Origin of the sequence: Croceicoccus estronivorus, assembly GCF_001625325.1 — a bacterium.
GTDB classification, from domain to species: Bacteria; Pseudomonadota; Alphaproteobacteria; order Sphingomonadales; family Sphingomonadaceae; genus Caenibius; species Caenibius estronivorus.
Genome location: NZ_JRQQ01000006.1, coordinates 220,484 through 239,169, shown reverse-complemented (window position 1 = coordinate 239,169; position 18,686 = coordinate 220,484). Strand labels below are relative to the sequence as shown.

Below are 18,686 nucleotides of genomic sequence, written 5' to 3'. Positions count from 1 at the left end.
CCTATTTGCAATTATCCGGCGAGCAGCGCCAGTGTCCGTTCGTCCCGTTTGCCGCAATAAAACAGCTCCATTGCCTCGGCGAAGCAGGGCAAGCTGCCCGCAACATCGAATAACGTCATGCAACTGTGGAATTTTTGCGCATCGAGCGGGCCGAAAATGTCTGTCGCGCTGCGCTGTCCCGCCCAGGCGGACACGACGCCTGTACATTCCTGTAATCGCCCGCCCAACGTCGGATGGGCGAGGAAAGCGGGGGCTTCGGCCAGATTTTCAATGGCGTAAAACCGCGCGGTTTCGCTCTGGCCCAGTCCGGCGATCTGAGGGAACACGAACCACATCCAGTGGCTCTGTTTGCGGCCTGCCTTCAATTCCTCCAGCGCACGGGCGTAAATGCCGTGACGGTCCTGCGCGGAAACAAAGCGACCGAGATCGTTATCGCTCACCGGGCAGGCATTTGGCAAACAGACTTATCCGGATGCCAGAGCTCCCGTGATCCAGGTGGCGGACAGCAGGGCGATCGCGAGGAACAGGCTGATGGCCAGTACCCAGCGAACGATATGCGGGGTTGATCCTCCGCGTGCCTTGTCGGTGTCGACGTGGACTTCTTCGCCTTGGCTTTCCATGGCTTGCACTCCCGTTGTTGCCGGGGACAATCGCGGTCCCCACACAACAACGGTTTGCAATGGCTGATGTTCCGGCAGGCGGCAGCCGGATCAGTCGCGCAGCAGTTCGTTGATCCCGGTCTTGGAACGGGTCTGCGCATCCACCGTCTTCACGATCACGGCGCAATAGAGGGAGGGGCCGGGCGTGCCGTCAGGCAAGGGCTTGCCGGGCATCGAGCCGGGGACAACCACCGAATAGGGCGGCACTTTGCCGATGTGCACTTCGCCTGTGCTGCGGTCGACGATCTTGGTCGAAGCGCCGAGGAAAACGCCCATCGAGAGGACGGCGCCTTCGCCTACGATGACGCCTTCGGCCACTTCCGAACGGGCGCCGATGAAGCAGTTGTCTTCGATGATGACGGGGCCGGCCTGCAATGGTTCGAGCACGCCGCCGATTCCGGCGCCGCCGGAAATGTGGACGTTCTTGCCGATCTGCGCACAGCTGCCGACGGTCGCCCAGGTATCGACCATGGTGCCATCGCCGACATAAGCGCCGATATTGACGAAGCTGGGCATCAGCACCACGCCCTTGCCGATATGGCTGCCCTGGCGTGCGACCGCGCCGGGCACCACGCGGAAACCTGCCGCGCGGAAACGGGCATCGTCCCAACCGGTGAATTTGCTGGGCACCTTGTCGAATGCGGGGGCTCCGCCCGAACCGGCCTCGATCGGCACATTGTCATTGAGGCGGAACGACAACAGCACGGCCTTCTTCAGCCATTGGTTGACTTTCCAGCCACCCTGACCGTCCGGTTCGGCGACGCGGCCTTCCCCACTGTCGAGCAGGGCCAGTGCGGCTTCGACATGTTCGCGCACGTCCGCGCTTGCTGGCGTGACGGTATCGCGTGCCTCCCAGGCGGCTTCGATGGCGGCGGCGAGTTGAGCGGACATGGGTGGCATTCTCCTCCACAGGGTATTCGGGACCGGGCGTGGCGCCTAACGCTTTGCGGCATGGGGGGCAAGGGCGCTCAAGACCGGGACGGCATGGTGTGCGCCGATCGTATGCAAAATTTTTAACCAAGTCTGCGAAAATGGCCTTTCAGTCAGGGGAGGAGAGGCCGGTGCGATCAGCGAAAGCTTGCAGGCAGATGCTGCGTTACGGAATGGTATTGTCCGGATTGGTACTGGTGACTGCCTGTGGCGGCGGTGGCGGAGTCTCGAGCACACCGGCTCCTGCGCCAGCCCCCGCACCAGCTCCAGCCCCTGCTCCAAGTCCTGCGCCGGCTCCGACACCTACACCTAGACCTACACCTAGTCCGACCCCCACACCGACGCCCACTCCCACTCCCACTCCCACTCCCACCCAGACCCTGCCGACTCTCACACCGGTTCCGGCGGCATTCGATACGGCGGAATTTCGCCGCAGCGATGGGCCCGGCCTGCACAATGCCGTTGCCGCGTGGCAGGATGGCGCGACGGGAGCAGGTGTGGCCATCGGCATCGTCGATAGCGGGATTGAAACGGCCAACAGCGAATTCACCGGGCGCATTTCTTCCGCATCGGCCGATTTTGCAGGCAACGGAACAATCGAAGCCGTCGGGATGCATGGCACCTGGGTTGCCTTGGTGGCGGCCGCCGCGCGCAATGACAGCGGCACTGTGGGGATCGCTTACAATGCAACGATCATGGCCTTGCGGGCCGACACTCCCGGCTCATGCCCGGACGATTGCTCCTTCGAAGATCCCGCAATCGCGGCCGCAATCGATCATGCGGTGAACAATGGCGCGAGGGTCATCAACCTGTCGCTGGGAGGCGGGTTGCCGAGCAGGGATGTGACCACTGCGATTGCCAATGCCGCAGCGGCAGGTGTCGTGGTGATCGTCTCCGCCGGAAACGATCAGGCATCCCGGCCGGATTCATTCGCGACCGGTATGTTGAGTGCGGCCGATGGCCATCTCATCATTGCCGGCTCGATCGATTCCTCAGGCAATCTTTCCAGCTTCAGCAACAGGGCCGGGACGGGAAACAGCCAGAATTATTATCTCGCGGCTCTGGGCGAGAGAATCTATATCGAGGCGGGCGGTCCGGTGCTCATTTCCGGGACCAGTTTCTCGGCCCCGCAGATCGCCGGGGCTGCCGCTTTGCTGGCCCAGGCATTTCCCTCGCTTACCGGCTCGGAAATCGTCGACATCCTGCTTTCTTCAGCCTTCGATGCGGGCAGCGCCGGGGTAGATTCGATCTATGGCCGGGGCATTCTGGATATCGCCGCTGCATTTCAGCCGATCGGGACCACCAGTCTTGCCGGATCGCAAACACCGCTCTCTCTCGGAGACAGCACCGGGGCGACATCGACGGCAATGGGCGATGCGTTGACAGGCGCTTCGCTCGGGGCGGTAGTCCTCGATGGCTATGACCGGGCCTATGTGCGTGATCTTGCCGTTGCAATGCGCAGCGCCTCGCTCGTGCCTCGGTTGACCAATGCGCTGGCCGGCGAACAGCGTTTCCTCGGGGGAGCGAACGAAAAGGCGAGTTTTGCTTTCACGATCGACGCCCGGGCAGGCTCGGCAATGGAAGCCTGGCCTGCCGCCTTGCGCCTTTCACAGGCCGATGCGCACGAAGCGAAGATTCTGGCGGCCAGAATTGCCTTGCGGCTTTCACCGGATACCCAGCTTGGCTTTGCCTTTGCGGATAGTGCCGATGAACTGGTCGCGCAATTGCAGGGCGCGCGGCAACCGGCTTTCTTCATTGCGCGCGATGCGGGCAGCGAGGACGGGTTCATGGCCGGGGACAAGGTGTCGCTGGCCATGCGGCGGCAATTCGGTCGATGGGGGCTGACTGCCAGCGGAGAAAGCGCCCATATCCTTTCCGGTGCGCCCGTGCTGTTCGATGATGCGTTGCGTCCGTCGCGTGCAGACGATGGCATGACACGCTTCGGCGTGGCGGTTGACCGGCACTGGGGCGGTCTTGCCGTGGCGTTTGGCGTGAACTGGCTGGCAGAGGATCGCACGATACTGGGCGCCCGTCTGCATGATGGATTTGGCGCCAAAGGCGCTGACAGCGTGTTTCTCGATGGGCGCGCAAGCTGGAGTGTCGGGCGCTCCTTGCATGTCGGGGCCGCGTGGCGCGAAGGCTGGACAATGGCGCGCAACGCAGGTGTTGTCGCGGGTGGCTCGCTGCTCCGCAGCCGGGCATGGTCGCTGGACGTCAGCCGGGACGCCATCTTCGGCAGGTCTGACCGGATCGCCTTCCGGTTGGCGCAGCCGCTCCGGGTTGAGAAGGGCGGCCTCAATCTCGATCTGCCCGTCAGCTACGATTATGCGACGGAGACGCCCGGCTTTGCCCTGCGCAAGCTCAACCTGACACCGAAGGGCAGGGAGCTGATGGCGGAACTCGGCTGGAGCGGGCCATTGCTGTCAGGCCACCTCGCGGCCAGCCTGTTCTATCGCAAGGACCCCGGTCATTACGCCGCGCTTCCCGATGACAAGGGCGTGGCCTTGCGCTGGAGTACGAATTTCTGACAGCCGGGTGAGATTCAGCGCATCAGTTCGCGCACGAAATCGACCAGGCCGGTTTGCCGCGTGCGGCGCAACCGCTCGGCCGCCAGAATGGTCCGGACTTTGGCGAAACAGGTGTCGACGTCATCATTGACCACGACATAGTCGTAGCCGTCCCAGTGGCTGATTTCCGATCGCGCGCGTTCCATGCGCCCCGCGATGACTGCGGCACTGTCGGTCCCGCGGGAGGACAGGCGATGTTCCAGTTCAGCAATGCTGGGCGGCAGCAGGAAGACGCGCACGACGTCCGGTCCTGCCCTTTGGTAAAGCTGCTGGGTTCCCTGCCAGTCGATATCGAACAGGTAGTCCTTGCCATTGCGCAGGCCCGCGTCGATTTCCGCCTTTGGCGTGCCATAGCAATTGCCGAATACCTCCGCCCATTCGAGGAAGGCGTCTTCGGCAACCATCCGGTCGAATTCCGGGCGCCGGGCGAAGATGTAATCCGTACCGTCGGTTTCGCCGGGGCGCTGCGGCCGGGTCGTGACGGAAACCGACATATGAAGATTCTCCTCGGCGGCGAGGAGCATGCGTGAAATGGTGGTCTTGCCCGCACCGGAGGGTGAGGAAAGGACGAACATCAGTCCGCGGCGATTGAGGCTTTCCGTATTGGCCATGCCCGCAATTGGCGCGAGGCCGTGCGGGAATCAAGCCCATCTGTCAGCTCGGCAATGATCGCGCGGGTTTCGTTCAGGATACGTCGGGCTTCTTGCCTTGCGCTGGTGACGGACTTGCAGGCGCTTCCTTCGCGCGGCGTCTGGCCCTTGCCCGGTCGAGCAGGGCCTTGGCCATTAATCCGGTCCCGATCAGAAGCGCACCTGGCAGCGAGCGGGTGGCCAGCCTGCTGGCGTTGGCGGAGAAAATCCGCCTCCCCAGAGTTTGACTGGCCAAAATCTGCTTGGCTGCCTGCGGATTGTAGCGGGAACGGACCAGCGCCTTTTCAATCGCCAGCCGCGCGAGCGTGGTTCCGCCGCGCATGAGAATGTCGCCAATCAGCAGGTTGGTGGTCGGATCGGGGCTGGGGCCTCTGGTCGCATCGGGCACGCGAGGTATCGCCGCTTTGCCTTTGCGTTTGGTTATCCTTGCCATTGCCGTCCTTTGGCCCGGCCATCCGTGGCGTGTGGGGCCGTTACTTCTTGCGTCCGAAATCCACTGTCACCACGTTGGAGCCGTCATCAGCTTCCGGTGTGGGAGTGCCGTTGGGCGAATCGTTCTGGGCGTCGTCATGCGGTTCAGGCGCCATGTCCGGCACGGAAGCCTGGAACTGCAGGCCGAAATCGACTGCCGGATCGACGAAGGCGGTGATTGCCGCGAACGGAATCGTCAGCTTGGCCGGAACCTGGTTGAAGCTGAGCCCTATCGAGAACACGTCTTCCCCGACCGAAAGGTCCCAGAACTTGTTCTGCAGCACGATAGTCATCTCGTCCGGGAAACGTTCGCGCAAGTGTGCGGGAATCGAAACGCCGGGTGCGCCGGTCTTGAACGTGATATAGAAATGATGGTTGCCGGGCAGCGTGCCTCCCGATCCTTCGATCTGTCCGAGAACGCGGCCGACAACCGCGCGCAGCGCCTCTTGCACGATTTCGTCGTAAGGTATCAGGCTGTCAGGCGTTTCGTCAGTCATGCCCCTGAAAGTGGCCTTGCCCGATGGGCCGGTCAAGCGCAAAGCGCATCGGCACCGAGATATGGGGGCCCAGATAGGATGCGAAGCGTCCGCGCCCGTACGCGGATATTGCGCTTATCCGCCATCGGCCTATAGGCGGAGCCTATGCGCACAGGCACGATAACCCGCAAGACTAGCGAGACCGAAATCGCCGTCGAGGTGAACCTCGACGGGACGGGCGCTTATGACGTTTCGACCGGAATCGGTTTCCTCGATCATATGGTGGAACAGTTTTCCCGCCATTCGCTGATTGACGTAAAGCTCAAGGTGTCGGGCGACCTGCACGTGGATCAGCATCACACGACCGAGGATTCGGCCATTGCGCTGGGCCAGGCGATTTCGCAGGCACTGGGCGACAAGGCGGGTATCGGCCGTTACGGCGCAGCCTATTCCCCTATGGACGAAGCGCTGGCGCGCATCGCGCTCGACATTTCCGGTCGTCCCTATCTCGTGTGGAAGGCGGGCTTCAGCCAGCCTCGCCTGGGCGAAATGGATACCGAGCTGTTTGAACACTGGTTCCATTCGATCGCGCAGGCCGTGGGGATCACGCTGCATATCGAACTGCTTTACGGGCAGAATAACCACCACATCATTGAAGGCATTTACAAGGGCTTTGCCCGGGCCATGCGCCAGGCAGTCGAACTGGATCCGCGCAAGGGCGGGGCAGTGCCTTCGACGAAAGGACAATTGGGTGGCTGAGGTCGTCGCTCTCGTCGACTACGGCGCGGGCAACCTCCATTCGGTGCATAATGCGCTGAAGGCGGCCGGTGCCCAAGGTGTGACAGTCACTGCCGATCCGGATGTGGTTCGCGCGGCGGATCGTATCGTTCTGCCGGGAGTGGGGGCATTCGGCGCCTGCGCAGCGGGACTGCGGGCGATCTCCGGCCTGGTTGAGGCGATGGAAGAGCGCGTACAGATCGGCGGCGCGCCATTTCTTGGCATTTGCGTCGGCATGCAGCTGCTGGCGGATCGCGGGCTGGAACACGGCGTGACGCAGGGGCTCGGATGGGTTCCTGGTGAAGTGCGCCTGATCGAGCGGACGGATCCCGCGATCAAGGTGCCGCACATGGGTTGGAACGATGTCATTCCGACCCATCATCATGACGGGGCGGAGCTGATCGCACCGGGCGAAGCCTATTTCCTCCATTCCTACCACTTTCAGCCCGATGACGGGCACCATGTCGCGGCCATGACCGACCATGGCGGCGGGCTGGTGGCGGCCGTTGCGCATGACAATCTGCTGGGCGTCCAGTTTCATCCTGAAAAGAGCCAGGCCTATGGGCTGGAGCTGCTGGCACGCTTCCTCGACTGGAAACCCTGATATGATCGTATTTCCCGCCATCGACCTCAAACAGGGGCAGGTTGTGCGTCTTGCCGAAGGCGACATGGACCGTGCCACCATCTATGGCGATGATCCGGCGGCTCAGGCGCTTGCCTTTTCCGAGGCAGGGGCCGGTTTCCTCCATGTGGTGGATCTCGACGGCGCCTTTGCCGGCGAAAGCCGGAATCGCGAGGCGGTGGAAGCAATCCTCCAGGCGTTTCCCGGCCATGTCCAGTTGGGCGGCGGGATTCGCAACCCGCAGGCTGTCGAAGGCTGGTTCAATCTCGGTGTCAGCCGGATCGTGATCGGTTCCGCCGCGCTCAAGGACCCGCAATTCGTCAAGGACATGGCGCGCGAATGGGAAAACGGCATTGTGGTCGCCGTCGATGCGCGTGATGGCATGGTCGCGACCGAAGGATGGGCGGAAGTGTCCGACGTGCCGGTAGCGGACATGGCCTATCGGTTCGAGGATGCCGGGGTTGCCAGTCTGTTGTTCACGGACATCGGCCGGGATGGCTTGCTCAAAGGGTGCAATGTGGAAGCGACAGTGGATCTTGCCCGTCGCACTGACCTGCCCGTCATCGCCAGCGGCGGGGTCAAGGGCCTCGACGATATTCGCATGCTGTCGATCCACGCCAGCGAAGGGATCGAAGGCGTGATTACCGGTCGTGCTCTTTATGACGGCCGTCTCGATCTCGCCGCAGCCATTGCCATGGCGGAGAAGGCTTGATCCCATGACTGTCCGCGTTCGTGTCATTCCGTGTCTCGATGTGGCAGATGGCCGGGTGGTCAAAGGGGTCAATTTCGTCGATCTCAAGGACGCTGGCGATCCTGTGGAACAGGCCCGCGCCTATGATGAGGCCGGGGCGGATGAACTGTGTTTCCTCGATATTTCCGCCAGTCACGAAGGCCGCGGCACGTTGCTCGATATTGTCCGTCGCACGGCGGAAGTCTGCTTCATGCCGTTGACGGTCGGCGGGGGTGTTCGCAGCACGGACGATGCTCGTGCCTTGCTGCTTGCCGGCGCGGACAAGGTTGCCGTCAATTCAGCCGCTGTTTCGCGACCCGAAGTCGTGGCCGAGATAGCCGACAAGTTCGGCAGCCAGTGTATCGTCGCTTCGGTCGATGCGCGGCGGCAGGACGGGCACTGGGAAATCTTCACTCATGGCGGGCGCAAGCCGACCGGCATTGATGCGGTCGAACATGCGGTACGGCTGGCCGAACTCGGGGCCGGCGAACTGCTGGTGACGTCAATGGATGGCGACGGCACGCAGGCAGGCTATGATCTGGATCTGACCCGCACGATTGCCGATATGGTCGGCATACCGGTAATCGCCAGCGGCGGTGTGGGCACTCTGGAACATCTTGTGGACGGTGTGACCAAAGGGCATGCGAGCGCGGTTCTGGCCGCCTCGATTTTCCATTTCGGCACTTACACTATCGCCGAAGCGCATGCGGCATTACGCGCGGCAGGTTTGCCCGCGAGGGGCTGAAACTGTCGGATTTCTTGACAAACACAAACGCCTTCACCCCATCGTTAACCTAATTACTCGCGGAATACGGGGGATTGTGACCCATGGCACAAGCTTTGCTTTAACTATTTTCGATGGCCCGCTTTCTCCTTCTTGCGCTCGTCCCGCTTTTGCTCCTGCAGGCGGCGCCAGCTGCCGCTTCGTGGAACAACCAGGTGCCCGAGCCATCCGATCTTGCGCTGTTTTCGCTTGGTCTTCTGGGCGTGATCATTGGCCGGCATGGTTTTCGCCGTAGCCGCAAGGATGGCGACGGCAAGTAAGGCTGCGCGAAGCGGTCTTGCCGGCCATGTGTCCTTGACCGTCGCGCCTGCGCATTCCATTGGATGTGCATGAACAGCTCACCAGATACCCTGGCACGTCTTGAACAGACCATTGCCAGCCGCCGGACTGCCGCGCCCGAGGAAAGCTACGTCGCACAGCTCAACGCCCGTGGGGTCCCGGTCATGGCGCGCAAGCTGGGTGAAGAGGCGGTCGAGGCGGCGATCGCGGCGCTTGCAGGCAGCCGGGAAGAACTGGTGGGAGAGGCGGCAGACGTGATTTTCCATCTCATGGTTCTGCTTGGGGCGAAGGACATTGCGCTGGCCGACGTGCTGGTGGAACTGGACCGGCGCGAAGGCGTGTCGGGCATTGTGGAAAAAGCTTCGAGGAACGCATGACTCCTGTCGATCCGACCCAACCCTATGACGATCAGAACATCTTCGCGAAAATCCTGCGGGGGGAATTGCCCTGTACGAAGGTTTACGAAGATGACTGGGCCTTTGCCTTTCTCGATATCAATCCGCAGGCGCCGGAACATATTCTCGTGCTGCCCAGGGGAGCCTATGTGAGCTGGGACGATTTCAGCATGCGGGCAAGTGCGGAGGAAATCGCCGGTTTCGTCCGGGCGATCGGCACTATTGCGCGGGACAAGGGGCTGGTCGAACCCGGTTATCGCGCGATTGCCAATATCGGCCCGGATTCAGGGCAGATCGTCCCGCATTTGCATGTCCACATCTGCGGTGGGCGACCGTTGGGCCGAATGATTCCCGAATAGGGTACGGATACGCGCGATAGCGCCCGCCTGAGGGGTTTTCGCGTCATGCCGATCACGCCCGCTTGCGGGGCGAGTCGCAGTAAGGCTACAAGCCTGCTCTGGATGCCGGAATTGCCAAACATGTCAGCAGGCCTGTTCGATGGCTCGACCTATCGCGCCATGCTGCGCGTCTATTTCGACGATACCGACGCGGGCGGTGTGGTTTATCACGCCAACTATCTTCGCTGGTTCGAACGCAGCCGTTCCGACCTGATTCGCAGTGTGGGCATTGATCAGCCCGCTGCGATCACCGGGGGACTGGGGGCCTATGCGGTGACGGAAATCGCGATCCGCTATCTGCGGCCGGCCCGGCTCGGTGATGCCGTGACGATAGAAAGCCGAATAATGGATTTGCGCGCTGCGAGCTGGCGCGTGGAACAAAAAGCGTTGCGGGGCGATATTCTGCTGGCGGACGCGGCGATCCGTATCGGTTTCGTCGCGCCGGATGGCCGCCCCGCCCGGCATCCTGCCGGCTGGTACGATAAATTGCAGACAGTTCTTGCCCCCAAAGGAGCAGCATGACCGACCTCGCCACCCTTTCCGCCACTGTCGCCGGCGCAGCGCCCACGCGGCTCAATCCGGCAAAACTGTTCATGGATGCGGACATCGTGGTCCAGCTCGTAATGGCCGGACTGCTGCTGGCGAGTATCTGGGTCTGGATGATCATCGTGTCGTTCTCATTGCGGATGGGCGGTGTTCGCCGCCGTTGCGCCGCCTATGAGAAAGACTTGTGGGCAAAGGTCGACAACCGCTCCGCCGGAGAACTGAAGCCCAAGTCCGAAAGTGCCGCCGCGCGCGTCGTCGCCGCCGGGCTGGAAGAGTGGCGTCTGTCGGGTGAGGCAGGCGGTCGCGACCCGGCCGGGGCGCGGCAGCGCATCGCCGGTGCTATGGAAAGCCAGGTCGCATTCGAGGCCGACAGTCTTGCCGAGCGGCTCAATTTTCTTGCCACTGTCGGGTCGGTCGCGCCCTTTGTCGGCCTGTTCGGGACCGTGTGGGGCATTATGAACAGCTTTTTCCAGATCGGCAGCCAGCAGAACAGTTCGCTGGCAGTTGTCGCGCCGGGCATTTCAGAGGCGTTGTTCGCCACGGCCATCGGGCTGTTCGCAGCCATTCCAGCCGTTATCGCCTATAACCGCTTCTCCCAGCAGGTGAATGCGCTGGAAGCCCGCTTGCAACGCTTGGCCGACAAGGTTCACGCGATGCTCGGCCGCGAAATGGATGCCCGCTGATGGCGATGGGAATCAGCACTGGTGGAAGGCGGGGCAGGCGCGGTTCGCGCCGTGCGCCGATGGCGGAAATCAATGTCACGCCGCTGGTCGACGTTATGCTGGTGCTGTTGATCATTTTCATGGTCACAGCACCGCTGCTGACTTCCGCGGTGCCGGTCGACCTGCCTGACAGCCGGGCGAGCGCCATGGATCAGGAGCCGGACCAGATAACACTGTCGATCCGCGCGGACGGAAGTATCTACATAGATAACGATCCCGTAGCGTTGGGCACTTTGGCCGATCGCCTGGCAGCCATGCCGATCGATGCCTCCGGCAAGCCCCCGCTCGTCACTCTGCGTGCGGACAAGGCCCTGGATTACGGACTGGTCATGGCGGTGATGGGCGAGCTGAACCATGCGGGGTTCAATGCCATCTCGCTGGTCACCAACAGTTCAGTTAGCGCACCATAGCCACGCTTCATGAGTTTCGCAGCGCTCCGTCCTGAAGAACGCACCGGCCTTGCCGTAGCGGTGCTGTTGCACGTGGCGCTTGTGGCTGCCTTGTTGCTGCAGCCGGGACATGCCAGCAATTTCGAAATGCCCGAACGGATGGCGGTGAATCTGGTCGATGATGTCGGGCTGGAAGATACCGGACCGGTATTGTCGCAGGATATGCAGGCTGCGGTCGCGCCCACGATTGCGGATGAAATCGCCCCACCCGATCAGCCGCAGGAACAACCCGCGCCGCAGCCCGAACCAAAGCCGGCTGCAACGCCCAAGGCCGCGCCTTCGCCCAGTCCGAAACCGAAGCCGACCGCCCAGCCCAAGGCTGCGGCCCCGTCCAAGCCGACGCCGTCCAAGCCAGCCCCGAAAACGGGTGGAGGCAGCAAGCTGGGCAGCGATTTCCTGAAAGGTGCCGATGTGGGTGAAGCAGATGCGGATGCCGCGGTTCCCGCATCGCAAATCGGATCTCAGGTAAAGGCTTCGCTCGGGCAGGCTATCGCGCGGCAGTTAAAGCCGCATTGGTCGAGCCCCCAGGGGGCCGATGCAGAATTGCTGGTTACAGTGCTGGCATTCGATCTCAATCGAGACGGGAGCCTTTCGGGCGTTCCGCGCGTTGTGAGTCAGAATGGCATTACAGATGCCAATCGGGCACAGGCAGGGAGGCATGCAGAATTGGCAATCCGTGCAGTACAGCTTGCCGCGCCGTTCGATTTGCCGGTTAAATACTACAACGCTTGGAAACGCGTGTCCGCGTTCCGTTTCGACAGGAAGTTGTCGCAGTGAAAAAAGCCCTTGTTCTCTTCAGCCTGCTTTTCGCCACGCCGCTCATGGCTCAGGACGCTCCGGCACCGTCTGGTCCGGGAGCGGAGGAGGCCGTCGCCACTGCGGACGATGGCGGGCTGACGGGCAGTGTCTCGGACGACAAGGCCTGGCAGGATCTGGGGATCGCCATTCCCGCATTCGCTACTGACAACAATGTACCGACACCCGCCAACGCGCAGGGGACCGCTGCACTCGGCGTGGAGGTCGCCCGTGTCATAACCGCGGATCTTCGGAATAACGGCCTGTTCCTGCCGGTCGGACCGGACGTTCTGCCGCGGCCTGGCTACCCCGAGATTCCTGCACCGTCATGGGGTGTGTGGACCGGGCGAAATGCCGATATGCTCGTGCAGGGCTATGTTTCGGCCGGGGCGGACGGAAACCTGACTGTCGGTTGCTATCTCTATGACGTGGCCCTGCAACAGGAACTGGTGCGCAAGGGCTGGCAACTTGCCCCCGCCGACTGGCGGCGGGGCGCTCATAAGTGCGCCGATCTGGTCTATTCACGCCTCTCTGGCGAGAGCCCGTTCTTCGATAGCAAGATCGCCTATATCGCGGAAACGGGGCCGAAGGATAACCGAACCAAGCAACTGGCCATCATGGATTCGGATGGGGCGAACCACCGCTTCATCACGACTGGCAAGGCAACGGCTCTGACGCCGCGCTATTCGCCGGATTACCGGTCGATCGTCTATCTCAGTTATCTGAACGGCAATCCGCGGATCTACATCTATGACATCGCCGCCGGTTCGCAGAGGCTGGTTACGCAAAGTACGAACCCGACGTTCGCTCCGCGCTGGTCGCCGGATGGCCGCTACATTCTCTATTCCATGGCAGTGAACGGGAATACCGACATTTACCGTGTCTCCGTCAACGGCGGCCCCAGCACGCGATTGACTGATGCGCCGGGAATCGATGTCGGCGGCAGCTATTCGCCCGATGGCAGCAGGATCGTGTTCGAAAGCGATCGTTCCGGCAGTCAGCAGATTTACGTCATGGATGCCGATGGCAGCAATCAGCGCCGGATCAGCTTCTTCGGCGGTCGCGCGGCAACGCCCGAATGGAGCCCGCGCGGGGATCAGATCGCCTTCACGCATATAGCCGGAAATTTCCGCATTGCGTTGATGAGCCCCACGGGCGGCAACTTGCGTCATCTGACCAACAGCTGGCAGGATGAAGCGCCGACCTGGGCGCCGAACGGACGCATTGTGCAGTTCTTCCGGACCGAGAAGAATTCCGGCCGGACCTCGCTCTGGCAAGTGGATCTGACGGGACGCAATTTGAGGCGTTTGCGCACGCCGGTGGATGCTTCGGACCCCGCCTGGGGACCCGTATTACCGTAAGTGCGTTGTAAGAAGCGATTTGCCGGCCGAATTTCGCTATGATGCGGCCGATTGAAGAGGAGAAGAAGCATGAGACGCCAGCTTGCCATCACCGTCGCCCTTGCGAGTGCTATTACACTGGCCGCATGTCAGAGCAAAGCTCCGGACGCCTTGCCGCCACAGCCTGCCTCCTCCACGCCGCCGCCTGAGACCGGCCCTGTACCGGGCAGTCAGGCCGATTTCATGGCGCAGATGGGCGGACGGCAGGTTATCTATTTCGACACGGACCGCTACAATATCGACTCCGTCGATGCGGCGGCATTGCAGACACAGGCACAATGGCTCCTGCAATATCCCAACAAGCGGGCCACGATCGAAGGCCATTGTGACGAACGCGGCACACGCGACTACAATCTTGCCCTGGGTGAACGACGCGCCAACGCGGCCAAGAACTATCTGGTCAGCCTGGGAATCGATGCCGTGCGCCTCTCGACGGTGTCATATGGCAAGGAACGGCCGGTTGCGCTCGGCTCCAACGAAGCCGCCTGGGCCAAGAATCGCCGTGCGGTGACGATCACGATCGACTGATCTGCGCTAATTTTCGATAAGGGGCCGGTTGCCGCTGGAAACGCGGGCCGGCTTTCCTTATTCTAACAGGATGCATTCGAGACAATTCTGATGGCACGTCCCCGCCGCAGCGACGATTGGGGCTTCCCCCGTTGGCGTGGTTACGGGTCCGCGCGCGAGGCCGCACAGGTGCGCCTGTGCGATCGCCACGGCTGCGAGGAACCGGGGGACTGCCCTGCGCCGAAAGCACCCAACAGCCCGGAACGATGGTATTTCTGCCAACGCCATGCTGCGGAATACAATTCCAAGTGGGACTATTTTGCGGGCCTGGACGAAGCCGAAGCCGCAGAACGGGCCAAGGCGGAGCGGCGCGACACTTCAGGTTTTGCGGAATCCGCCTATTACGGCTGGACAGGTTCGGGCGATGGCAGCCGCAGCGCGGATGAAATGCGGGCGCTGGATGTGCTTGGGCTGGAGGCTGACGCCGATTTCGATGCCATAAAGAAGGCGTGGCGGACGAAGGCGAAGGAAGTTCACCCCGACGTCAAGCCTGGCGACGAGGATGCGGCGAAGGAGTTTCACAAGCTCCAGCTTGCCTACGAAATTCTGCGGCAGGCGGAAGAACGTCGCGTCTGGTACGGTCCCACCGAAGAATAGCGCCGAGCGGCTTAAATCCCGGTGATGCGGGCCACGGCCCAGACTATTCCGACAATCAGAAACGCCCCCGCAATATCGAGGACCAGTCCGGCCGCCACCATGCGCGGCAGGCGAATATGCCCGGTCGCCCAGGCGATGGCATTGGGCCCGGTGCCGGCGGGAAGCATGAAACCCCAACTCGCGGCGAGGGCTGCGGGCATAGCGAGGAACATGGGATCCACCCCTAGTGCGGCGGCCAGACTCGCCACCACTGGCACGATGCCGCTGGCCGTGGCGACGTTGCTGGCGAACTCGGTGATCACGATGACCAGTGCCACTGTTGCCAATGCGACCAACAGCAGCGGGACGGCGGACAGCGGCAGCAATGCCTGACCCAGCCAGTCGGCCAGCCCGGACGCGGTCATTCCGCTGGCCAGGGCCAATCCGCCACCGAACATCATGATGACGCCCCACGGCGCGCGATCTGCCTCCGCCCAGACAAGCAGGGGACGGCCCGTTCCATCAGGCAGAATGAACAGCAGCAAGCCAACGGCGATTGCGACCGTCCCATCGGTAAGCGCGCCTTGAGGAAAGAACGGTTCGAGGATCGGGCGGGCCATCCAGAGGGTAACGGCAAGAGCGACCAGCGGGATCAGCCGTCGTTCCGGCAGGCCAAGGGGTTCATGGCTGCCGACTGCCCTGCGCGCTGCGGCAATGTCGAAAGGGTGGCTGGAGACCCGTTGGACTTTCGCGATGATCCACGCGGCCAGGGGCACGCCAGCCAGGACGATCGGCAGGCCATACAGGCTCCATACGGCGAACGATATCTTGAGGCCCAGCAACTTGTCGAACAGACCCACGGCAATCGCATTGGTGGGTGAACCGACGATTGTTCCCAGCCCGCCGATGGAGGCGGCGAAGGCGATGCCCATCGGCAAGGCCCCGGCCAGCCCACTCTGTTCTCCTTCCCGCACGCCGCCGCCCGCCAGCACGGCCAGGGCCATCGGCATCATGATGAGGGCGGTCGAAGTGTTGGAAATGATCATCGACAGGATGGCGGCCGACAGCATGAAGGCCAGCAACAGCCGTGTCGCGCCACCGCCTGTGCCGAGCTGTTTGAGCAACAGGAGGGCCAGGCGCCGGTGCAGTCCCGTCCGCTCGATGGCGAGCGCGATGAACGCGCCGCCCAGAATCAGGAACAGGATGGGGGAATAGTAACTCGACGCCGTTTCCCGGGCCGAGGAAATCCCGGCCATGGGCAGAACCAGAAAGGGGAGGAGCGCGGTTGCCGTCAGCGGTATCGCCTCCGTCATCCACCACGCTGCCATCCAGATCACCAGCCCCGCCACAGGCCATGCCTGATCGGGCATGGCACCGGGTGCGGGGAACAGGATTGTGGTGAAAAAACCGGTCAAACCGAGCCAGAAGCCGATACGGCGTGCGGTCATGCGCGGTTTCCCCTCCCTTTGGAGGGCCCCTCCGGCTATTCCGGAGTCGGCCCGTCAGGTGCCGCCTATTTCGGAGCCAGCACCATCAACATCTGACGGCCTTCGAGTCGCGGATAGGCTTCGACTTTGGCGATTTCGGCCACGTCATCCTGAACGCGACGCAGCAGGTCCATGCCGAGTTGCTGGTGGCTCATTTCCCGTCCGCGGAAGCGGAGAGTAACCTTGACCTTGTCACCATCCTCGATGAAGCGATGGACGTTCCGCATCTTCACGTCGTAATCGTGTGTATCGATATTGGGACGCATTTTGACCTCCTTGATATCCTGGGTCTTTTGCGTCTTGCGCGCAGCATTGGCTTTCTTCTGCGCTTCGTAGCGATACTTGCCGACATCGAGGAACTTGCAGACCGGCGGGTCCGCATTGGGCGAAACTTCTACGAGATTGAGGCCCACTTCTGCGGCCTGCTCAATCGCTTCGCGCGTGTACATCACGCCGATATTCTCGCCGTTTTCGTCAATGACGCGAACTTTATCGACGAGAATGAAATTGTCGTAGCGGGGCCCGCTTTTGACGGGCGGCGCCATCATGCGCCGGGGTGGACGAGGTATAGCAGGTTCTCCTTGGATTTACTTAGATTGCGCCTCTTAAAGCGATTCGCGCACTTGTAAAAGGGGGTCGGCAAGTAAGCGGATCAAGCTTTTCCTCGTTCAGGCTGTCGCACGCCAGAGTGGGAAGGTTGCCAGCCGCCCGCCGGCCGCCAGGGCGGCATCTATCGTCCGGGCCGGCTGCATGGCCTCGACAATCGCCGGATCGCCCGCATCCATGCCCCCGGTCAGCGCACCGAAAGAGGGCAGAATCATGCGCATCGGGCCATTGCCTCCCGCAGCAATGACCGCGCAGGCACGCCTGATGCGGCGATCGCGGACGGTTACGCGCAGACGGGGGTGGAAGTGCCCGGATAGCTCGGGCCGCGTTTCTCCGGGCAGGGCGCGATGGCGCAGGACGACACCGGCATCTTCAACCTCTTCTACGACTGTGCCGAGATCCGAAGAGTTGCAATCCGCGTCATGATTGCCGGCGATCCACACCCAGTCGGTCGAGCGGGTCAGGCTTGCCAGCATCCCGGCCGCATAGGGCTCCATCCGCGACAGCGCCTGGTCGTCGTGGAAACTGTCCCCCAGGCAATAGACGCGTCTTGCGCCAGTTTCGCGAATGGCATCGGCGACACGCGCCAGGGTCTCCCGGCTGTCATAGGGCGGCAGCATTTGTCCGTGACTGGCGAAATAGCTTGCCTTTTCGAGATGAAGGTCAGAGACAAGCAGACATTTCTGACGCGGCCGGAACAGGGCGCCGGACCGCATCAGCAACCAATCCTCGCCTGCGAACGAAAGGGGAACCATCACTGGTGCTTGCCGTATGCGGCGCAACTTGGCAAGGCCTCTCCATGACTGACTGGACACCTTACACCGCCCGCGCGAAGGACTGGTTCGAAAGCCTGCGCGACAATATCTGCGCCGCATTCGAGGCGATCGAGCGCGAGATGGGCAGCGATGCGCAATTCGAGTATGTTCGCTGGGATCGCGAAACTCCCGACAGCTCCGATGGCGGCGGGGGTGTGCGCGGTGTGATGAAAGGCAAGGTGTTTGAAAAGGTCGGAGTCAATGTTTCGACCGTGGAAGGCGAGTTTGCGCCGGAATTTGCCAAGACCATGCACGGGGCCGGTGCGGACAATCCGGGTTTTACTGCTACCGGGATCAGTCTGGTCGCCCACATGGCAAACCCGCATGTTCCCGCTGTGCACATGAACACGCGTTTCCTTACCACCAGCAAGGCTTGGTTCGGTGGTGGCGCTGATCTCAATCCGCCGATCCCGTACGAAGACGATACGCGGGAATTCCATGCCGCCATGCGGCAAGCGTGTGACGCACACGATCCGGAGCACTATCCGCGCTTCAAGCAATGGGCGGACGATTATTTCTTCATTCCCCATCGCCGGGTCCATCGCGGCGTCGGAGGCATTTTCTACGATCATGTGGAATGCGCGGACGAAGCGGAATGGGAACGCAACTTTGCCTTCACTCGCGATGTCGGTTCCGCCTTTCTGTCCGTTTTTCCGGCATTGGTGCGCCGCCGGATGAATATGGGATTCAGCAGCGAAGACAAACTCCGGCAACTGGAATGGCGGGGCCGGTATGCGGAATTCAACCTCGTCTATGACCGGGGGACGCTGTTCGGTTTGAAGACCGGTGGGAACATCGACGCAATCCTGATGAGTCTGCCGCCGGAAGCCGTATGGACCTGACATTCGCTGACAGAACGCGGATTTCGAGTGTGAATGTCCGGTGCACCTTGGCCTGATCTGCGGGCGCGTCTGCCCCAGTTGTCTGGAATACAAAGAATTTCATTGACGATGCAGTGGTGCGAAGGGCGGTTTTTCTTTGATAC

25 protein-coding genes are annotated in these 18,686 nt (G+C 62.1%); 16 read left to right on the top strand and 9 right to left on the bottom strand.

Translation table 11 applies throughout. The annotated features are described in order from the left end of the window. Positions 1-11: 11 nt before the first annotated feature. From MB02_RS10900 to dapD, 3 genes are all read right to left on the bottom strand, one after another. Positions 12-440: a DUF1810 domain-containing protein gene (locus tag MB02_RS10900; protein ID WP_067537010.1), complete on the bottom strand. Its 429-nt coding sequence runs from the start codon at positions 438-440 to the stop codon at positions 12-14. Positions 441-464: 24 nt separating this feature from the next. Next, positions 465-620 (bottom strand): hypothetical protein, encoded by a 156-nt coding sequence (locus MB02_RS17835; protein WP_170304708.1) that lies wholly within the window; start codon positions 618-620, stop codon positions 465-467. Positions 621-710: 90 nt separating this feature from the next. Further along, positions 711-1,550 (bottom strand): 2,3,4,5-tetrahydropyridine-2,6-dicarboxylate N-succinyltransferase, encoded by an 840-nt coding sequence (gene dapD / locus MB02_RS10895; RefSeq protein ID WP_067537006.1) that lies wholly within the window; start codon positions 1,548-1,550, stop codon positions 711-713. 170 nt (positions 1,551-1,720) lie between these two features. Between dapD and MB02_RS10890 the strand changes: the two genes are divergently transcribed. After that, entirely contained in the window at positions 1,721-4,117 is a 2,397-nt protein-coding gene (locus tag MB02_RS10890) for a S8 family peptidase (protein WP_235829489.1), read from the top strand. Positions 4,118-4,131: 14 nt separating this feature from the next. Here MB02_RS10890 and gmk read toward each other — a convergent pair whose 3' ends face one another. The 3 genes from gmk to MB02_RS10875 form a co-directional block, all read right to left on the bottom strand. Beyond that, positions 4,132-4,767 carry a guanylate kinase gene (gmk, locus tag MB02_RS10885; RefSeq protein WP_067536998.1) on the bottom strand — a complete coding sequence of 212 codons (636 nt, stop codon included), beginning with the start codon at positions 4,765-4,767 and terminating at the stop codon, positions 4,132-4,134. A gap of 73 nt (positions 4,768-4,840) precedes the next feature. Then, positions 4,841-5,239 carry a hypothetical protein gene (locus tag MB02_RS10880; protein WP_067536994.1) on the bottom strand — a complete coding sequence of 133 codons (399 nt, stop codon included), beginning with the start codon at positions 5,237-5,239 and terminating at the stop codon, positions 4,841-4,843. Between the two features lie 40 nt (positions 5,240-5,279). Next, positions 5,280-5,774: an SspB family protein gene (locus tag MB02_RS10875; protein ID WP_067536991.1), complete on the bottom strand. Its 495-nt coding sequence runs from the start codon at positions 5,772-5,774 to the stop codon at positions 5,280-5,282. Between the two features lie 144 nt (positions 5,775-5,918). On the opposite strand from MB02_RS10875, the gene hisB reads away from it, so the two are divergent. From hisB to MB02_RS10805, 14 genes are all read left to right on the top strand, one after another. Next, entirely contained in the window at positions 5,919-6,512 is a 594-nt protein-coding gene (gene hisB, locus MB02_RS10870) for an imidazoleglycerol-phosphate dehydratase HisB (protein ID WP_067536988.1), read from the top strand. Beyond that, positions 6,505-7,134, top strand: coding sequence for an imidazole glycerol phosphate synthase subunit HisH (gene hisH, locus MB02_RS10865; RefSeq protein ID WP_067536986.1), 630 nt, complete (start codon positions 6,505-6,507; stop codon positions 7,132-7,134). Before hisB ends, hisH begins: the two co-directional genes overlap by 8 nt. 1 nt (position 7,135) lies before the next feature. Continuing rightward, positions 7,136-7,864 (top strand): 1-(5-phosphoribosyl)-5-[(5-phosphoribosylamino)methylideneamino]imidazole-4-carboxamide isomerase, encoded by a 729-nt coding sequence (gene hisA / locus MB02_RS10860; protein WP_067536984.1) that lies wholly within the window; start codon positions 7,136-7,138, stop codon positions 7,862-7,864. Positions 7,865-7,868: 4 nt separating this feature from the next. Continuing rightward, positions 7,869-8,627: an imidazole glycerol phosphate synthase subunit HisF gene (gene hisF / locus MB02_RS10855; protein WP_067536983.1), complete on the top strand. Its 759-nt coding sequence runs from the start codon at positions 7,869-7,871 to the stop codon at positions 8,625-8,627. A gap of 194 nt (positions 8,628-8,821) precedes the next feature. Next, positions 8,822-8,926 carry a PEP-CTERM sorting domain-containing protein gene (locus MB02_RS17830; protein WP_170304707.1) on the top strand — a complete coding sequence of 35 codons (105 nt, stop codon included), beginning with the start codon at positions 8,822-8,824 and terminating at the stop codon, positions 8,924-8,926. Between the two features lie 69 nt (positions 8,927-8,995). After that, complete coding sequence (locus tag MB02_RS10845; protein WP_067536977.1) at positions 8,996-9,322, top strand: phosphoribosyl-ATP diphosphatase; 327 nt, start codon at positions 8,996-8,998, stop codon at positions 9,320-9,322. Next, entirely contained in the window at positions 9,319-9,699 is a 381-nt protein-coding gene (locus MB02_RS10840; protein WP_067536973.1) for a histidine triad nucleotide-binding protein, read from the top strand. Before MB02_RS10845 ends, MB02_RS10840 begins: the two co-directional genes overlap by 4 nt. A gap of 120 nt (positions 9,700-9,819) precedes the next feature. After that, complete coding sequence (locus MB02_RS10835; RefSeq protein WP_156495488.1) at positions 9,820-10,260, top strand: YbgC/FadM family acyl-CoA thioesterase; 441 nt, start codon at positions 9,820-9,822, stop codon at positions 10,258-10,260. Then, positions 10,257-10,967 carry a protein TolQ gene (gene tolQ / locus MB02_RS10830; RefSeq protein ID WP_067536967.1) on the top strand — a complete coding sequence of 237 codons (711 nt, stop codon included), beginning with the start codon at positions 10,257-10,259 and terminating at the stop codon, positions 10,965-10,967. The genes MB02_RS10835 and tolQ overlap by 4 nt, the downstream gene beginning before the upstream one ends. Next, positions 10,967-11,416, top strand: a complete 450-nt coding sequence (locus tag MB02_RS10825) for an ExbD/TolR family protein (protein ID WP_067536963.1) — start codon at positions 10,967-10,969, stop codon at positions 11,414-11,416. Before tolQ ends, MB02_RS10825 begins: the two co-directional genes overlap by 1 nt. 9 nt (positions 11,417-11,425) lie before the next feature. Further along, a complete protein-coding gene (locus MB02_RS10820; RefSeq protein ID WP_067536959.1) occupies positions 11,426-12,232 on the top strand; it encodes a hypothetical protein in 807 nt (268 codons plus the stop codon). 44 nt (positions 12,233-12,276) lie between these two features. Then, a complete protein-coding gene (tolB, locus tag MB02_RS10815; RefSeq protein ID WP_067537351.1) occupies positions 12,277-13,611 on the top strand; it encodes a Tol-Pal system beta propeller repeat protein TolB in 1,335 nt (444 codons plus the stop codon). 69 nt (positions 13,612-13,680) lie between these two features. After that, positions 13,681-14,178: a peptidoglycan-associated lipoprotein Pal gene (pal, locus tag MB02_RS10810; RefSeq protein WP_067536957.1), complete on the top strand. Its 498-nt coding sequence runs from the start codon at positions 13,681-13,683 to the stop codon at positions 14,176-14,178. Positions 14,179-14,268: 90 nt separating this feature from the next. Then, positions 14,269-14,814, top strand: a complete 546-nt coding sequence (locus tag MB02_RS10805; RefSeq protein WP_067536954.1) for a J domain-containing protein — start codon at positions 14,269-14,271, stop codon at positions 14,812-14,814. Between the two features lie 11 nt (positions 14,815-14,825). Here the strand turns inward: MB02_RS10805 and MB02_RS10800 are convergent, their stop codons facing one another. From MB02_RS10800 to pdeM, 3 genes are all read right to left on the bottom strand, one after another. Continuing rightward, positions 14,826-16,241 carry an SLC13 family permease gene (locus MB02_RS10800; protein ID WP_067536951.1) on the bottom strand — a complete coding sequence of 472 codons (1,416 nt, stop codon included), beginning with the start codon at positions 16,239-16,241 and terminating at the stop codon, positions 14,826-14,828. A 65-nt stretch (positions 16,242-16,306) separates the two neighbouring features. Then, positions 16,307-16,828 carry a translation initiation factor IF-3 gene (infC, locus tag MB02_RS10795; RefSeq protein ID WP_067536948.1) on the bottom strand — a complete coding sequence of 174 codons (522 nt, stop codon included), beginning with the start codon at positions 16,826-16,828 and terminating at the stop codon, positions 16,307-16,309. A gap of 120 nt (positions 16,829-16,948) precedes the next feature. Beyond that, positions 16,949-17,641 (bottom strand): ligase-associated DNA damage response endonuclease PdeM, encoded by a 693-nt coding sequence (gene pdeM, locus MB02_RS10790; RefSeq protein WP_067536946.1) that lies wholly within the window; start codon positions 17,639-17,641, stop codon positions 16,949-16,951. Positions 17,642-17,685: 44 nt separating this feature from the next. On the opposite strand from pdeM, the gene hemF reads away from it, so the two are divergent. Further along, on the top strand, positions 17,686-18,543 hold the full coding sequence (hemF, locus tag MB02_RS10785) for an oxygen-dependent coproporphyrinogen oxidase (RefSeq protein ID WP_067536943.1): 858 nt from the start codon (positions 17,686-17,688) through the stop codon (positions 18,541-18,543). Positions 18,544-18,686 lie beyond the last annotated feature (143 nt).

Coding starts and splice junctions, on each gene's coding strand:
- MB02_RS10800 (WP_067536951.1), bottom strand. CDS start 16,241: ATGACCGCACGCCGTATCGGCTTCTGGCTCGGTTTGACCGGTTTTTTC.
- MB02_RS10880 (WP_067536994.1), bottom strand. CDS start 5,239: ATGGCAAGGATAACCAAACGCAAAGGCAAAGCGGCGATACCTCGCGTG.
- MB02_RS10840 (WP_067536973.1), top strand. CDS start 9,319: ATGACTCCTGTCGATCCGACCCAACCCTATGACGATCAGAACATCTTC.
- hemF (WP_067536943.1), top strand. CDS start 17,686: ATGACTGACTGGACACCTTACACCGCCCGCGCGAAGGACTGGTTCGAA.
- hisF (WP_067536983.1), top strand. CDS start 7,869: ATGACTGTCCGCGTTCGTGTCATTCCGTGTCTCGATGTGGCAGATGGC.
- hisA (WP_067536984.1), top strand. CDS start 7,136: ATGATCGTATTTCCCGCCATCGACCTCAAACAGGGGCAGGTTGTGCGT.
- pdeM (WP_067536946.1), bottom strand. CDS start 17,641: ATGGTTCCCCTTTCGTTCGCAGGCGAGGATTGGTTGCTGATGCGGTCC.
- infC (WP_067536948.1), bottom strand. CDS start 16,828: ATGATGGCGCCGCCCGTCAAAAGCGGGCCCCGCTACGACAATTTCATT.
- tolB (WP_067537351.1), top strand. CDS start 12,277: ATGGCTCAGGACGCTCCGGCACCGTCTGGTCCGGGAGCGGAGGAGGCC.
- MB02_RS10845 (WP_067536977.1), top strand. CDS start 8,996: ATGAACAGCTCACCAGATACCCTGGCACGTCTTGAACAGACCATTGCC.
- MB02_RS10825 (WP_067536963.1), top strand. CDS start 10,967: ATGGCGATGGGAATCAGCACTGGTGGAAGGCGGGGCAGGCGCGGTTCG.
- MB02_RS10805 (WP_067536954.1), top strand. CDS start 14,269: ATGGCACGTCCCCGCCGCAGCGACGATTGGGGCTTCCCCCGTTGGCGT.
- MB02_RS10835 (WP_156495488.1), top strand. CDS start 9,820: ATGTCAGCAGGCCTGTTCGATGGCTCGACCTATCGCGCCATGCTGCGC.
- gmk (WP_067536998.1), bottom strand. CDS start 4,767: ATGGCCAATACGGAAAGCCTCAATCGCCGCGGACTGATGTTCGTCCTT.
- tolQ (WP_067536967.1), top strand. CDS start 10,257: ATGACCGACCTCGCCACCCTTTCCGCCACTGTCGCCGGCGCAGCGCCC.
- dapD (WP_067537006.1), bottom strand. CDS start 1,550: ATGTCCGCTCAACTCGCCGCCGCCATCGAAGCCGCCTGGGAGGCACGC.
- MB02_RS17835 (WP_170304708.1), bottom strand. CDS start 620: ATGGAAAGCCAAGGCGAAGAAGTCCACGTCGACACCGACAAGGCACGC.
- pal (WP_067536957.1), top strand. CDS start 13,681: ATGAGACGCCAGCTTGCCATCACCGTCGCCCTTGCGAGTGCTATTACA.
- MB02_RS10820 (WP_067536959.1), top strand. CDS start 11,426: ATGAGTTTCGCAGCGCTCCGTCCTGAAGAACGCACCGGCCTTGCCGTA.
- hisB (WP_067536988.1), top strand. CDS start 5,919: ATGCGCACAGGCACGATAACCCGCAAGACTAGCGAGACCGAAATCGCC.
- MB02_RS10875 (WP_067536991.1), bottom strand. CDS start 5,774: ATGACTGACGAAACGCCTGACAGCCTGATACCTTACGACGAAATCGTG.